This is a genomic window from Pseudomonas sp. FG1, assembly GCF_034313875.1.
In the GTDB taxonomy this organism is placed as follows: Bacteria; Pseudomonadota; Gammaproteobacteria; order Pseudomonadales; family Pseudomonadaceae; genus Aquipseudomonas; species Aquipseudomonas veronii.
The window spans coordinates 2,447,382-2,462,276 of record NZ_JAVIWP010000001.1 but is presented as its reverse complement, the minus strand read 5'-3'; the positions used below and the strand labels follow the sequence as shown (position 1 = coordinate 2,462,276).

The 14,895-nt window shown below is 64.2% G+C and carries 14 protein-coding genes; 6 read left to right on the top strand and 8 right to left on the bottom strand.

The features are described from left to right. Window positions 1–45: 45 nt before the first annotated feature. The 8 genes from RGV59_RS11375 to RGV59_RS11335 form a co-directional block, all read right to left on the bottom strand. On the bottom strand, window positions 46–1,218 hold the full coding sequence (locus RGV59_RS11375) for an ABC transporter substrate-binding protein (RefSeq protein ID WP_026139746.1): 1,173 nt from the start codon (window positions 1,216–1,218) through the stop codon (window positions 46–48). Further along, complete coding sequence (locus RGV59_RS11370; protein WP_126586207.1) at window positions 1,215–2,189, bottom strand: CobW family GTP-binding protein; 975 nt, start codon at window positions 2,187–2,189, stop codon at window positions 1,215–1,217. The genes RGV59_RS11375 and RGV59_RS11370 overlap by 4 nt, the downstream gene beginning before the upstream one ends. 112 nt (window positions 2,190–2,301) lie before the next feature. Further along, on the bottom strand, window positions 2,302–2,601 hold the full coding sequence (locus tag RGV59_RS11365) for a hypothetical protein (RefSeq protein ID WP_017844560.1): 300 nt from the start codon (window positions 2,599–2,601) through the stop codon (window positions 2,302–2,304). Between the two features lie 13 nt (window positions 2,602–2,614). Beyond that, on the bottom strand, window positions 2,615–3,364 hold the full coding sequence (locus RGV59_RS11360; protein WP_017844559.1) for an SDR family NAD(P)-dependent oxidoreductase: 750 nt from the start codon (window positions 3,362–3,364) through the stop codon (window positions 2,615–2,617). Between the two features lie 37 nt (window positions 3,365–3,401). Further along, window positions 3,402–4,163, bottom strand: a complete 762-nt coding sequence (locus RGV59_RS11355) for an SDR family NAD(P)-dependent oxidoreductase (RefSeq protein WP_017844558.1) — start codon at window positions 4,161–4,163, stop codon at window positions 3,402–3,404. Window positions 4,164–4,173: 10 nt separating this feature from the next. Further along, entirely contained in the window at window positions 4,174–5,514 is a 1,341-nt protein-coding gene (locus RGV59_RS11350) for an MFS transporter (RefSeq protein WP_017844557.1), read from the bottom strand. Between the two features lie 159 nt (window positions 5,515–5,673). Next, on the bottom strand, window positions 5,674–6,552 hold the full coding sequence (locus RGV59_RS11340; RefSeq protein WP_046488589.1) for a polysaccharide deacetylase family protein: 879 nt from the start codon (window positions 6,550–6,552) through the stop codon (window positions 5,674–5,676). A 12-nt stretch (window positions 6,553–6,564) separates the two neighbouring features. Then, entirely contained in the window at window positions 6,565–7,896 is a 1,332-nt protein-coding gene (locus RGV59_RS11335) for an amidase (RefSeq protein ID WP_102617530.1), read from the bottom strand. Between the two features lie 350 nt (window positions 7,897–8,246). Between RGV59_RS11335 and RGV59_RS11330 the strand changes: the two genes are divergently transcribed. The 6 genes from RGV59_RS11330 to cmoB all read left to right on the top strand — a co-directional run bounded on the left by RGV59_RS11330 (window position 8,247) and on the right by cmoB (window position 14,783). Next, window positions 8,247–9,236 carry a GntR family transcriptional regulator gene (locus RGV59_RS11330; RefSeq protein WP_046384581.1) on the top strand — a complete coding sequence of 330 codons (990 nt, stop codon included), beginning with the start codon at window positions 8,247–8,249 and terminating at the stop codon, window positions 9,234–9,236. 154 nt (window positions 9,237–9,390) lie between these two features. Then, on the top strand, window positions 9,391–11,811 hold the full coding sequence (gene lon, locus RGV59_RS11325) for an endopeptidase La (protein WP_017844553.1): 2,421 nt from the start codon (window positions 9,391–9,393) through the stop codon (window positions 11,809–11,811). A gap of 191 nt (window positions 11,812–12,002) precedes the next feature. Beyond that, entirely contained in the window at window positions 12,003–12,392 is a 390-nt protein-coding gene (locus RGV59_RS11320) for a protease inhibitor I42 family protein (protein ID WP_017844552.1), read from the top strand. 1 nt (window position 12,393) lies between these two features. Further along, window positions 12,394–13,050 (top strand): lysoplasmalogenase, encoded by a 657-nt coding sequence (locus tag RGV59_RS11315; protein ID WP_046384582.1) that lies wholly within the window; start codon window positions 12,394–12,396, stop codon window positions 13,048–13,050. A gap of 36 nt (window positions 13,051–13,086) precedes the next feature. Further along, window positions 13,087–13,830, top strand: coding sequence for a carboxy-S-adenosyl-L-methionine synthase CmoA (cmoA, locus tag RGV59_RS11310; protein WP_017844550.1), 744 nt, complete (start codon window positions 13,087–13,089; stop codon window positions 13,828–13,830). Then, complete coding sequence (gene cmoB / locus RGV59_RS11305; protein ID WP_102617531.1) at window positions 13,827–14,783, top strand: tRNA 5-methoxyuridine(34)/uridine 5-oxyacetic acid(34) synthase CmoB; 957 nt, start codon at window positions 13,827–13,829, stop codon at window positions 14,781–14,783. Before cmoA ends, cmoB begins: the two co-directional genes overlap by 4 nt. The last annotated feature ends 112 nt before the right edge of the window (window positions 14,784–14,895 follow it).

Here is a 14,895-nt window from a genome sequence, read left to right as displayed (position 1 = left end):
ACAAAGGCGGCTACCCTCACAGGTAGCCGCCTTTTTTGGTTGGCATCAGCCTCGCGCGCGCATGAAATCCCCCCAGCGCCGCACCAGGTAGTTGTGTTCATCCATCACCGAGTTCCACACCGCGATATGCCCCATGCGCTGTTCATAGGAGCCGCCGTCGCGCACTTCGCCGATATCGATCAGCGGCAGGCCGTCGCTGCCCGGTAACTCTTCGCGCGCGGGCTTGCCGGCGTACCAGTAGTCCCATTCGGCGCTGGTCAAGTGATCGCGGCTGCGTGCCGGGTTGCCGATGTAGTAACCCTGGCGTGCCATCACCGCGCCCGGCCAGCCGGACAACCACCAATTGAGGTACGCATAAGCCGCGTCGAGCACCGGGCCCTGGGCATGGCGCGACAACGACAGGCCGCCGAACCAGGCGCGATAGCCTTCACGCGGCACTGCCAGGCGGTACTTCACCCCGGCGCGATGCAGGCGCATCAGGGTCGGCGACCACAGGCTCTGGATATCGATGTTCGGGCTGAGCATCAATTGCGCGGCTTCTTCATCGTCGGACCAGAACGCCGCGAAGTGCCCTTCCTTCTGCTTGCGCACCAGGATATCGGCGAGCACGTCGATCTCTTCGATGCTCATGTTGCCGATGTCCCTGAACCTCGCCAGCCCGGCGCCCTGCACCGCCAACGCGGCATCGAGCGCGCCGATGGCCGCGTCACTTTGCAGCGCGGTGCGCGCGCGCAACAGCGGGTCGAGCAGCCAGCCCCAGCTTTCGTTGCTGCGGCTGAACGCCTCGGGCAGGCGCTCGGGGCGGTAGGCGAAGCTGTCGGCGTTGTGGGTCAGCGGCAACATGCTGATGCGTTCGGTGACCGTGCTGCCGAGGCTGCCATCGTGCTGCACAAACAACCGCTCGCTGGGCACGCTGCCACTGCCCAGGCGGTCGCTGGGCGACAGGCGACCGCGCTTGGGCAGGTCGTTGATCTCATGCCACAAGGCGATACGCCGCGTGTCGATGGGTTGGATCGCGCGGGCGGGCCACACGAAGTCGACGTTGTGGAACCACTGGTCGTACAGGTCGTAGCTGTCGGGCTGCATCACGGCGATGCGCTGGGCCTGTTCGACGTCATGCACCTGGTACACCAGGCGAATGCCCAGTTCCTGTTCGGCCCGCACGCGCAAGCATTCGAGCAAGGTCACCGACGTACCGAGGACTCTTAAGGTGATCATGCCGCGAACCGCCGTGAAAACGCCTCAAACGAGCGGCGCAGCAGCACCGGGTCGAGGCCGCGCAGGATAAACACCAGGCGCGATTGGCGGTCGCTGCCCGGCCACGCTGGCAGGTGGACCGGCGCATGCAGGCAGTGCTGCACACCATGAATGACGATGGGGGCCGAGCTTGCGTTCACGTTGAGCAGTCCTTTGACGCGAAGGATTCGTTCGCCATGGCATCTTAACAGCATCGACAACCACACTCCGAAACCGACCCAATCCAGCGGCCGGTCGAAGCTCAGGCAGCAGACTTGCGCGGCGCCGTGGCGGGCGGTGGTGGTCCGGTGCAGTTGCCAGCGCCTGACTTCGGCGGCCGGTTCGGCGCTGCGCAGACCTGCGCCGAGCAGCAGTTGATCGCCGCTGTGGATGTCGCGGCTATCAAGGATCGGCGTGCCCGCGTTCAGCGCCTGCAGGTGCAGGCGCAGCGGCGCGCAGTCGTCCACAAGGTCGGTCTTGCTCAGCAGCAAGCGATCCGCCGCCGCCACCTGGGCCAGCCATTCCGGGTGCAGGCGTTCCTGCAGGGCCGCGTGGCTGGCGTCGACCAGGGTGATGACCAGGCCGATATGAACACGCCCGCGCAGTTGCACGTCGTTGTTGAGGGTCGCGAGGATCGGCGCCGGGTCGGCCAGGCCGGTGGTTTCCAGGATCACCCGCTTGAAGGCCGGGATCTCGCCGCGCTCGCGGCGTTGCAACAGGCTGAGCAATGCGTCTTTGAGTTCGCCGCGAATCGAGCAGCACACGCAGCCGCCGGGCAGCAGCACCGTGTCCGGCGCCACCTCTTGCACCAGCAGGTGGTCGATGCCGACGTCGCCGAACTCATTGATCAGCAGCGCCGTGTCGCCGAGGCTTTCGCCCTGCAGCAGGCGCGTGAGCAAGCTGGTCTTGCCGCTGCCGAGGAAGCCGGTGATGACGTTGAGGGCAAGACTCATATGTTACCTCCGCCCCCTGTAGGAGCGAGCTTGCTCGCGAAAATCATCAACGATGACGCGGGCATCCTGGATGCACGCGGCGCTCTCGGGCTTTTCGCGAGCAAGCTCGCTCCTACAAGGGGCATTCCAAGTGATCGAGTAGTTGCGGGTCGAGGGGATCCAGCTGGCGCCCGAGCATGGTTTCGGCCGCTTGCCAGAGTTGATCCAGGCCACTGGCCAACGCCTGCTTTCCGGTCGCGCCGAGCAGCAGGTACGACGCGCCCTGGAAGTCTTCGACCTTGAGCCGGAACACCGCCAGCACCTGGTTGATCGCGGCGATCCGGCGCAGGCGTTCGCGGCGCCGGGGCAACTCGTCGCCCAGGGGGTCGCTCCAGTGCAGGTCTTCGCCGAGCAGCCCGCAGAGTCCGCACATGGCTATACCCCGTTCATGGCATGACATCGCCGGAGTTCGGGCCCAGGGTCTGGCCGACGAACAGGTTGCCGCCCGGCTCGCTGGCCAGCAGCACAGCGGTCGGCGCCACTTCGTCGGCCAGGCCGAAGCGGCCCAGGGGCAGTTCGGCGGCCTTGGCGCGCTTCCAGGTGTCGCTGATGCCGCCCACCAGCGGCGTTTCGATGGGCCCCGGCGCGATGGCGTTGACCAGCACGTTGTCCTTGGCGACTTCCAGCGCCAGGGATTTGGTAAAGCCAATCACCCCGGCCTTGGCCGCGGCGTAGTGGGTCAGCTCGGCGCCGCCCTTGATCCCCAGTTGCGAGGCGACGTTGATGATCCGTCCCCAGCCCTGCGCCAGCATGTGCGGCAAGGCGCGCTGGCTGGCGACGAAGACGCTGGTGAGGTCGACGCGCAGCATGTCGTTCCACATTTCGATCGTAAGGTCGACGCAACGCGCCTGGGTGAGCATGCCAGCGTTGTTGACCAGGATATCGATGCCGCCGAAATGTTCGACGCAACGGTCGACACTGGCCTGGGCGCCTTCGACGGTGCCGACATCGGCCAGGCACTCGAACACTTGCGCGCCGAGGTTGCGGCAGGTGACGGCGGTTTCGGCGAGGCTGACGGCATTGCGGTCGGCCAGCAGCAGGCGCGCGCCTTCAGCGGCATAGGCACGGGCGATGGCGGCACCGATGCCGCTGCCGGCGCCGGTGATCACGGCGCGGCGGTTAGTCAGTTGGGGCATACACAAACTCCTGAAAAAACACAGTACCCAGGTGGGGTCAGTCGGGCCAGCGCACGGTCAGGCCACCGTCGATGACGATGCTTTGCCCGGTCAGATAGCTCGACGCGTCACTGGTCAAAAACTGCACCAGCGACGCCACTTCATCCGCCCTGCCCACCCGGCCCAGCGGAATCGCCCGCGCCGCCTTGGCCAGGCCTTGCGGCCCGAGGGAGTTCTGCGCATCCAGCGATTGCGGCGTCTCGATCAAGCCCGGGATCACCGCATTGCAGCGAATCCCCAACGGCGCCAGCTCCACCGCCAGCGAGCGGCACAACCCCGGCACACCGGCCTTGGCCGCCGCGTAATGGCTGTGTTCCTGCCAGCCATATACGCCGCCGGCAATCGACGAAATCGCCACCAGCGCACCGCCTGCGGGCATATGCCGGGTCGCTGCGCGGAAGGTACGCATCACCCCGGTCAGGTCGACATTGAGCATTTCGTCCCACACCTGATCGGTCATTTCCAGCAGCGGCGCCCGACGCAGCAGACCGGCATTGGCCACCGCGTAATCGAGGCGGCCAAAATGCTGCACGGCCTGGGCCGCCAAGGCGTCCACCGAGGCGCTGTCGCCGACGTCCAGCGGCAGCATCAGGCACTCGCCGCCCGCTTGCTCCACCAAGGACACGGTGGTGCGCGGGTCATGGGGATCGGCCGGGTAATACCCGCCCACCACGGCCACGCCGCAACGCGCATAGGCCACGGCGAGGGCTTGGCCAATGCCGCTGGCGGCACCGGTAATCAAGGCAACTTTACGGTTCATCGAACACTCCTTACTGCACGGTTTCCGGGCGCACATGGCGTGCGGCGAACATCAGCACGCCGGACAAAAAGCACGGCACGGCGCCGAACCACAGGGCGGCGGTCTGCCAGTCGCTGCCGGCGGACAACACTTGCGTCGCGCCGAACCCCGCGACCACCGCACCGATCGGGCCCATGGCATGGATGATCGCGCCGCCGGTGGCGCGGATGCTGGTGGGGAAACTTTCGCTGATAAAAAACAACGCCGCCGAATACGGCCCGATCAGGAAGAACAGGCCCAGGCTGTACAGCCCGACCACCATCGCCATGTTGCTCGGGCCGAACAGCATCCCGGCGAACGACAGCCCGCCGAGCATCCAGCCCAGGCCGATGACATTGCGACGGCCGATCTTGTCGCCCATCCAGCCGTGGCTGAGGTAACCGCAGTAACCCACCAGGTTCGACAGCACGAGGATGATCAGTGAGTTCTCGAACGAGATGTGGTGAACGCTGACGATCACCGACGTGCCAAGCACGCTGAACACCTGGATCGCCGCCCAGTTGAGCAACAGCGCGGCGCCGATCACCAGGGTGGCGCGGCGGGCCGGGCCTCGGAAGGCGGCTTTGAGGCCGGCTTTGCTGTGCTCGTCGTAGTCCACGCCATAGGTCACGGCAACGTTTTGCGCTTCACTCACCGCGCCGCTTTTACGCAGCTCGCTGATGCGCTGGTGGATTTGGAACTGCGGGCTCTCCTTGAGCTTGCGCGCCATGATCGCAATCACGATGGCCGGGATCGCAGCAAAAATGAAGCACCCCTGCCAGCCGATGATCGGCAGCAACAGCGCGGTCAAACCGGCGGCAATCAATGCACCGACCGGCCAGCCGCCCTGCACCAGGCTGTAGATAAACCCGCGACGCTTGGTCAGTCGGGGGTCTTCCGAGGCGCCATACAGCTCGCTCAAATACGTGGCGTTGACGGTTTCCTCGGCATAGCCCAGACCGCCCAACGAACGGATCAGAATCAGCGGCGACTTGCCCCACGCCCCACCGATCGCGGTCAGCGCCGAGCACACTGCGGAACCGGCCACGGTGAAGATGATCCCTTTGCGTCGCCCCAACTTGTCGACGACGGGGCCAATGGCAAATGCCACCACCGCTGTGCCCACCGCCACCCAGGTTGCGATTTCAGCTTGCTCCACCTCGCCCCAGCCGAAGTGCCGGCCGATCTCCGGCAGCAACGTGCCGAACAGGATGAAGTCGTACACCGCAAACACCCAGGCGAAAAACGCGATCCAGGTGGCGAAGCGCACTTCCTGGGACGTCAGTTGCCGGGGTTTCCAGCCAGTCAGGTCAAGCTTGTTGTAGATGGACATGAATCGCGCCTCAAAGGTGGGGGTCAGCTACGCGGTTTGAACCCATCTTGTAGGAGCGAGCTTGCTCGCGAAAATCATCAACGATGACGCGGGCATCCTGGATGCACGCGGCGTTCTCCGGTTTTTCGCGAGCAAGCTCGCTCCTACAAGGGCTGGGGATCAGGTACGCGGTTGCCGACGGATAAAGTCATCGGCGATTTCGTCGAAGGTGACGAAGCGCACGCCGGCATGGCTCTGGATGTGTTCGATCAAGCGTTCGAGCATCAGCAGCACTTGCGGGCGGCCGGACACGTCGGGGTGGATGGTCATGGTGAACACCGCGTGTTCGTGTTCGCGGTAGACCCAGTCGAACTGGTCGCGCCACATTTCTTCGAGGTGACGCGGGTTGACGAAGCCGTGGCTGTTGGGCGCCTTTTTGATGAACATCATCGGCGGCAGGTCGTCGAGGTACCAGTTGGCCGGGATCTCCACCAGGTCGGTTTCTTCGCCGCGCACCAGGGGTTTCATCCAGGTGTCGGGGTGCTGGCTGTAGTCGATCTTGGTCCAGCTGTCGCCCTTGCGCACGTAGTAGGGGTGGAAGTCGTTGTGCATCAGGCTGTGGTCGTACTTGATGCCTTTTTTCAGCAGCAGCTCGTTGGTGACCTTGCTGAATTCCCACCACGGTGCGACGTAGCCAGTCGGACGTTTGCCCGTCACTTGGGTGATCAGTTCGATGGACTTGTCGAGCACGATTTCTTCCTGCTCGGCGGTCATCGCGATCGGGTTTTCGTGGCTGTAGCCGTGTACACCGATTTCGTGACCGGCGTCGGCCACCGCCTTCATCTGCGCGGGAAAAGTTTCCATCGAGTGGCCGGGGATGAACCAGGTGGTGCGCAGGCCGTAGCGCTCGAACAGTTTGAGCAGGCGCGGCGTGCCGATTTCACCGGCGAACAGGCCGCGGGAAATGTCGTCGGGCGAGTCTTCGCCGCCGTAGGAACCGAGCCAGCCGGCGACGGCGTCAACGTCGACGCCGAATGCACAGAGGATGTCTTTAGCCATGGGGGTGTCTCCTTAGATAGTCAGTTGGGATTCGACGGACAGCGCCGCCCGCAACAGGCGTGCGTCTTCCCCCGTCGGGGCGCTGAGCAGCAGCCCGGTGGGCAAGCCCAGGGCGTCGCAGCCGCTGGGCAAGGTGACGCCGGGCATGTCGAGCAAACTGCCGGGCATGGTCAGGCGCAGGGTGGCGAGGTTGGTGCTTGCAAAGCGTTCGTCGTCGACTTCCAGCGCTGCCAGCGCCGGGGCGACATGGGCGACGGTCGGGGTGATCAACAGGGCGCCGTCGAGCTCGTCGACCAGTTGCTGTTGCAGGCGGCGACGCGCGTCGATCAGTTGGATCAGGCGGCTGGCCGGCAGCGACCGCGCCGCTTCGAGGCGGCGCCGGACACGCGGGTCGAGCCGAGTGGCGTCGGGGCTGTCGAGCAGCGCTTCGTGCAGGGCGAAGGCTTCGAACGCGCCGAGCCAGCCTTGCTGCTGGATCAGTTCCAGGGTGGCCTGGAAGGTGGCGCACGGGCGCACGTCGATCAGCGCGCCGGCGGCGTTGAGTTGCTCGACGGCGCGCAGCAGGTTGTTGCGCACCGCCGGTTGCACGTCATCCAGCAGGCGTTGCTCAAGCACCAGGCGCAGGCCCTTGAGGCTGCGGGCGCGATGGGTTTGCCGGCGGCCGTTGAGCAGGTCGTCGATAGCCAGCACATCGCGCACGCTGCGGGTCAGCGGGCCGAGGCTGTCGAGGGTGCGGGCCAGCGGGAACACACCGTCGCGGCTGTAGCGCCGACTGCTGCTGCGGTAACCGACCAGGCCGTTGAAGGCGGCGGGGATGCGGATCGAACCAGCGGTGTCGGTGCCCATGGCGATGGGCACGATGCCGGCGGCGACGGCCACCGCCGAACCGGACGACGAACCGCCGGGAATCCGCGGCTGGTCGCGCCCATGGGGGTTGTGCGGCGTGCCGAAATGCGGGTTCAGGCCAAGACCGGAATAGGCCAGCTCGCTGAGGTTGGTCTTGCCCACGCTGACCATCCCGGCGCGGCACAACAGGCCCACGCTCGGCGCATCGAGCAAGGCGGCGGGCGCGTCGCGGCGGTAGGCGGCGCCAGCGGTGGTGATGCTGCCGGCCACGTCGAACAGGTCTTTCCAGGCCAGGGGCACGCCGTCGAACACACTCAAGGGCTGGCCGGCGCGCCACCGGGCGGCGGCGGCTTCGGCTTCGCGGCGGGCGCGGTCGGCGGTCAGGGTGATAAACACCGCGGCCGCGCGGCTCGCGTGGTCGAGCGCCTGTTCGAGGGCTTGCACCGGGTCGCTGCGACCGCTGGCGAAATCCTCGGCCATTGAAGTGGCGTCTGACATCAGGTTGACCCTCATAAAACGTATATATTAATAAAATGTACATTTAATAAAGGCAGCTTTCGTGCCAGTCTGTGTCGATGGTCTTTCCGGCGATTGCGCTTTATCGACCAGAGCGCCGGGCTAGATGGTTTTGTAGGAAGCAAAAAAACCTGGCGCGGACTCTGCAACGCACGCCCAAGTCAATAATGTATCTTTTATTAATAAGTACATTTTAGTGCAGAAAAGTAACAGTCCTAGATTCAAGGCCCCAAAAAAGTGCCACCGACGTGGCGCGGAGTGACAGGCGCATCTATGAGAGAATCCCCGGCTTCGTCCTACATACACCAGACCTCTTTACCTCAGAGAACACGATGAAAGCAGTGTCCGCCTCGGCCTCCCGTTACGCGATGATTCACCAGCTTTTGCGTGACGCGATCGTCAACGGCACCGCCCGCCACGGCTTGGTCCTGCTCGAAGCGCCGCTGGCCGAATTGTTCGGCACCAGCCGCGTGCCGGTGCGCAAGGCGCTGGACCTGCTGCATGCCGAAGGGTTGATCTGCCGTTTCAACGGGCGCGGTTACCTGATCAACCCCGAGGGCGTGGCCATGGAACCGCTGCGCCTGCCGCTGAGCGCTGCGCACCTGGGCCTGAACGACGAGGACGAGTTGGTGGATACACGGCCGTTGGGCGAGCGGATCGTCGAGGAAATCGGCGCGGCGCTGTCCACCTGCATAGCCTTTGGCCATTACCGCTTGGATGAGCAAGCCGCCGCCGACCACTATGGCGTCAGCCGCGCAGTGGTGCGTGAAGCGCTGATGCGCCTGCGCGACCGTGGCCTGGTGGAAAAAGAACCCTATTCCCAATGGCTGGCCGGGCCGTTGACGGCGCGGGAAGTCACCGAAGACTACGAACTGCGCGCCTGCCTGGAGCCCGAGGCGCTGCGCCAGAGCGCGCCGAACCTTGACCGCGCGCTGCTCGAAGCCATGTTGCAACGCGTGCTCGACGCCCAGGACAGCCCGCAATGCAGCCTCGAAGCCATCGAGCAGATCGAAGAAGACTTGCACCAACGCTGCCTGGCCGGCCTGCAGAACCGCAAGATCGCCGCGCTGATCCGCCAGGGCCAGAGCCCGATGATCATCAGTCGGATTTTCTATCGCTTGCTGGGGATCGGCGCCGACCCGGCGATGCTCGCCGAACACCGCTTGATCCTTGAATTGTTGCTGCACGGCGCGTTCGATGCGGCGGCGTTGAACCTGCGCGAGCACCTGCAACGGGCGCGGCAGCGGATGTTGCAGCGGTTGAAGGTGTTGTCGGTGTTGCCGGAACAGCCCCTGCCCGCCTACCTGCACAAAATCAGCTGACGGCATGCGGTTAACCTTGTGGGAGCAAGCCCCCTCCCACCTTGACCGGGTCTCTGCAGTAATTTCATGCAATATGTTGCTATCTAGCCCCCGCCATTGAAACCGCCGCTGGCCCGCCCCATCTAACTTGCATACTTCCTGATGCAGGTGCCCCATGAGCGACCAGCAAGATACCCCCGATTACGACGCCAACGAATACGCCGACCCTGAAAACGCCGAGGTTCACTCGTCCAATACCGGCCTGGCCCTGCCTGGGCAGAACCTGCCGGACAAGGTCTACATCATCCCGATTCACAATCGACCGTTCTTCCCGGCGCAAGTGTTGCCGGTGATCGTCAATGAAGAGCCGTGGGCCGAAACCCTGGAGTTGGTGAGCAAATCCGACCATCACTCCCTGGCCCTGTTCTTCATGGACACGCCGCCCGAAGACCCGCGGCATTTCGACACCTCCGCGCTGCCGCTGTACGGCACCCTGGTCAAGGTCCACCACGCCAGCCGCGAAAACGGCAAACTGCAATTCGTCGCCCAGGGCCTGACCCGCGTGCGGATTCGCACCTGGCTCAAGCACCATCGCCCACCGTACCTGGTGGAAGTCGAATACCCGCACCAGCCGACCGAGCCGACCGATGAGGTCAAGGCCTACGGCATGGCGCTGATCAATGCGATCAAGGAACTGCTGCCGCTCAACCCGCTGTACAGCGAAGAGTTGAAGAACTACCTCAACCGCTTCAGCCCCAACGACCCGTCGCCGCTGACCGACTTCGCCGCCGCCCTCACCTCCGCCACCGGCAATGAGTTGCAGGAAGTGCTGGACTGCGTGCCCATGCTCAAACGCATGGAAAAAGTCCTGCCGATGCTGCGCAAGGAAGTTGAAGTCGCGCGCCTGCAAAAAGAACTCTCCGCCGAGGTGAACCGCAAGATCGGCGAGCACCAGCGCGAATTCTTCCTCAAGGAACAGCTCAAGGTCATCCAGCAGGAGCTGGGCCTGACCAAGGACGACCGCAGCGCCGACGTCGAACAGTTCGAACAGCGCCTGGAAGGCAAAGTGCTGCCAGCCCAGGCGCAGAAACGCATCGATGAAGAACTGAACAAACTGTCGATCCTCGAAACCGGTTCGCCGGAATACGCGGTGACGCGCAACTACCTGGACTGGGCAACCTCGGTGCCGTGGGGCGTGTACGGCAAGGACAAGCTCGACCTGAAACATGCGCGCAAGGTCCTGGACAAACACCATGCCGGGCTGGACGACATCAAGAGTCGTATCCTCGAATTCCTCGCGGTGGGCGCTTATAAAGGCGAAGTCGCCGGTTCCATCGTGCTGCTGGTCGGCCCGCCGGGCGTGGGCAAGACCAGCGTGGGTAAATCGATTGCCGAATCCCTCGGGCGGCCGTTCTATCGCTTCAGCGTCGGCGGCATGCGCGACGAGGCCGAGATCAAGGGCCATCGCCGCACCTACATCGGCGCCCTGCCCGGCAAGCTGGTGCAGGCGCTCAAAGATGTGGAAGTGATGAACCCGGTGATCATGCTCGACGAGATCGACAAGATGGGCCAGAGCTTCCAGGGCGACCCGGCTTCGGCGCTGCTGGAAACCCTCGACCCGGAACAGAACGTCGAATTCCTCGATCACTACCTGGACCTGCGCCTGGACCTGTCGAAAGTGCTGTTCGTGTGTACCGCCAACACCCTCGACTCGATCCCCGGCCCCCTGCTGGACCGCATGGAAGTGATTCGCCTGTCGGGCTATATCACCGAAGAGAAAGTCGCCATCGCCAAGCGCCACCTGTGGCCTAAGCAGCTGGAAAAAGCCGGCGTGTCGAAAAACAGCCTGACCATCAGCGACGGCGCCCTGCGCGCATTGATCGACGGCTACGCCCGCGAAGCCGGGGTGCGCCAGTTGGAGAAACAACTGGGCAAGCTGGTACGCAAGGCGGTGGTCAAGCTGCTGGATGAGCCGGACGCGGTGATCAAGATCGGCACCAAGGACCTGGAAAGCTCCCTGGGCATCCCGGTGTTCCGCAACGAACAAGTGCTGTCTGGCGTCGGCGTGATCACCGGCCTGGCCTGGACCAGCATGGGCGGCGCGACCCTGCCGATCGAGGCGACCCGCATCCACACGCTCAACCGCGGCTTCAAGCTCACCGGGCAGTTGGGTGAGGTGATGAAAGAATCCGCTGAAATCGCCTACAGCTACGTCAGCTCCAACCTGAAATCGTTTGGCGGTGATCCGAAGTTCTTCGATGAAGCCTTCGTCCACCTGCACGTCCCCGAAGGCGCCACGCCGAAGGACGGCCCCAGCGCTGGCGTGACCATGGCCAGTGCGCTGTTGTCGCTGGCACGCAACCAGCCACCGAAGAAAGGCGTGGCCATGACCGGCGAGCTGACGCTGACCGGGCATGTCCTGCCGATTGGCGGGGTGCGTGAGAAGGTGATCGCGGCGCGGCGCCAGAAGATTCACGAGCTGATCTTGCCGGAGCCGAATCGCGGCAGCTTTGAGGAATTGCCGGAGTATCTGAAGGAAGGAATGACCGTCCACTTCGCCAAGCGCTTTGCGGACGTGGCCAAGGTGCTGTTCTGATCGTCCTTTAGCGCTTGGGCGGGCGTCATCGCGCGCAAGCCCGCTCCCACACTTGACCGAGTACATCCTTTGGAAGGCGGCCAAGATGTGGGAGCGGGCTTGCGCGCGATGGCGTCCGTCGCCGCCCTCTTGTCACACCCTGTCGCATCTTCGGTTATGCTCGCCCTTCGTCGCACATCAACGGAGTCTTCATGACCGCTGCCCGCCTGCTTCTCCCCTTGAGCCTTGCCCTGCTGGCTGCGTGCGCCAGTGCCCCGCAGCAAAACGTCAGCGTGGAAAAACAGAGCGCCTGCCCGCTCCAGCTCAAAAACGGACAAAACCTGATCCTGACCCTGCCAAGCAACCCCACCACCGGCTACCGCTGGGCCATCCAGGATTCCGCCGGCGGCGTGCTGCGCGCCCTGGGGCCCGAGGTCTACAGCAGCACAGAATCCGGCGTGATCGGCGGCGGCGGCCAGTCCACCTGGCGCTTCCAGGCCTTTGCGGCCGGCCAGGGCCGTTTGCGCCTGACCTCCCAGCAACCCTGGGAACCGGAAGCCGAACCGGCCGAGACGTTCGACTGCGCCATCACGGTGAACTGATATGCCATGGCTGATTCTTGCGTTGATGGGCGCCGGCACCTTTATCTACGGCCTGACCGTCCACGCGGCGTTACTGTGCCTGCTGGTCAAACCGTTGCCGGTGCTGGCGCTGCTGGGCTGGCTGCATGACGCGCCGCCGAGCGACTATCGACGCTGGATCAGCCTGGGGCTGATTTTCTCCCTGGTCGGCGATGTGTTGCTGGCGTGGCCGGGCGACTTGTTTATCTTTGGCCTGGGCGCGTTTCTGTGCGCGCACCTGGCGTACCTCAAAGCCTATTTCAGCGACTGCCGACGCTTGGCGTGGCTGCCGTTGGTGCTGGCGCTGGGCGTCGGCGCGATGCTGCTGAGCATCCTGATCGCCCATGGCCTCGGCGACTTGCTGATTCCAGTGGTGGTCTACGCCTTGGTGATCAGCGCGATGCTCTGGCGGGCGCTGGCGCGACTGGGCAGCGCGGTGCCCAAGCGTTCGGCGCTACTGGCGGCGGCGGGGGCCGTATCGTTTGTGGTTTCCGACACGCTGATCGGTATCAATCGCTTTGTGCTGAGCTTCGACGCGGCGCCGTATCTGCTGATCGCCACTTACTGGCTCGGCCAATGGGGCATCACCGCCTCGGCGTTCCATCAGACAACCCGCGCATCCAAGGAGCAACTTGGCTAAAATGCCCGCCTTTCCCCCCTCGTCGCCGGAACAACCGTGAGCAAAGAACCCGATCGCCTATTCGCCCAGCCCCTGCCCCAGGTGCCGGACTTCGCCTTTAACGAAGACGTGGTGCGGGTGTTCCCGGACATGATCAAGCGCTCGGTGCCCGGTTATCCGACCATCGTCGAAAACCTCGGCGTGCTCGCCGCGCAGTTCGCCCAGCCCAACAGTGTGCTGTACGACCTGGGGTCCTCCCTCGGCGCGGTCACCCAGGCGTTGCGCCGCCACGTGCGTACCGACGGCTGCCACGTCATCGCGGTGGATAATTCGACGGCGATGGTCGAGCGCTGCCGCGAGTACCTCAATGGCCAGGACTCGATGTTCCAGGAGTTGCTGCCGGTCCAGGTGATCGAGGGCGATATCCTCGCGCTGCAGTTCCAGCCGGCCTCGGTGGTGGCGCTGAACTTCACCCTGCAATTCATCGCCCCCGATCAGCGCCTGGCGTTGCTCGGGCGCATCCGCCAGGCGTTGTTGCCCGGCGGTGCGCTGATCCTCTCGGAAAAGCTGCGCTTCAATGACCTTGAAGAACACGCGCTGCTCACCGACCTGCACATCGCGTTCAAACGCGCCAACGGCTACAGCGAGCTGGAAATCGCCCAGAAGCGCAGCGCCATCGAAAACGTCATGAAGCCCGACAGCCTCGAAGAACACCGCGAACGCCTGCTGGCGGCCGGGTTCTCGAAAGTCGTGCCGTGGTTCCAGTGTCTTAACTTTGCCTCGTTGATTGCCTTGCCATGATTGATCTGTCCCCCCTCGCCCGCCATCTGGTCGGCACTCCCCTGGCCGTGTGGGCCCAGGGCCTGCAAGCGCAACTCGATAGCAAGATGGAAAAGGGGCATGGCGACCTGGAGCGCTGGCAGAGCGCGCTGGATGCATTGCCGAAGATCCAGCCCAGCGAAGTCGATTTGCTCAATGGCCTGACCCTCGACAGCGATTGCGACGACGCCACGCGCGCGCAGATGCACAGCGCATTGATGGGCCTGTGCCCGTGGCGCAAGGGCCCGTTCCACTTGTTCGGCGTGCATGTGGACACCGAATGGCGTTCGGACTGGAAGTGGTCGCGGGTCGCGCCGCACCTGGACCTGAAGGGCAAGCGCATTCTCGATGTAGGCTGCGGCAATGGGTATTACATGTGGCGCATGCTCGGCGCCGGTGCCGACAGTGTGATCGGCGTGGACCCGAACTGGCTGTTCTTCTGCCAGTTCCAGGCGGTGCAACGTTACCTGTCGGCGCCGAACGCGTGGCACCTGCCGTTCCCGTTCGAGGACTTGCCGGCGAACCTGGAAGGCTTCGACACTGTGTTTTCCATGGGCGTGTTCTACCACCGTCGCTCACCGATCGAGCATTTGCTGGCGCTGAAAGACTGCCTGGTCAAAGGCGGTGAACTGGTGCTGGAAACGCTGGTGATCGAAGGCGATCAGCAACAGGTGCTGGTGCCGGAAGACCGCTACGCGCAGATGCGCAACGTATGGTTCCTGCCATCGGTGCCGGCGTTGATGCTGTGGCTGCGCCGGGCCGGGTTCAGTGAGGTGCGCTGTGTGGATGTGAGTGTGACCACGGTTGAAGAACAGCGCGGGACGGAGTGGATGAAGTATCAGTCGCTGAGTGACTTCCTCGACCCGGAAGACCATAGCAAGACGATTGAAGGGCTGCCGGCGCCGATGCGGGCGGTGATCATCGCCAGGAAGTGACCCCAATCTCCCTGAAAAAATGGAGATCAAAAATGTGGGAGGGGGCTTGCCCCCGATGGCGGTGGGTCAGCTATAGATAAGCTGACTGACACACTGCTATCGGGGGCAAGCC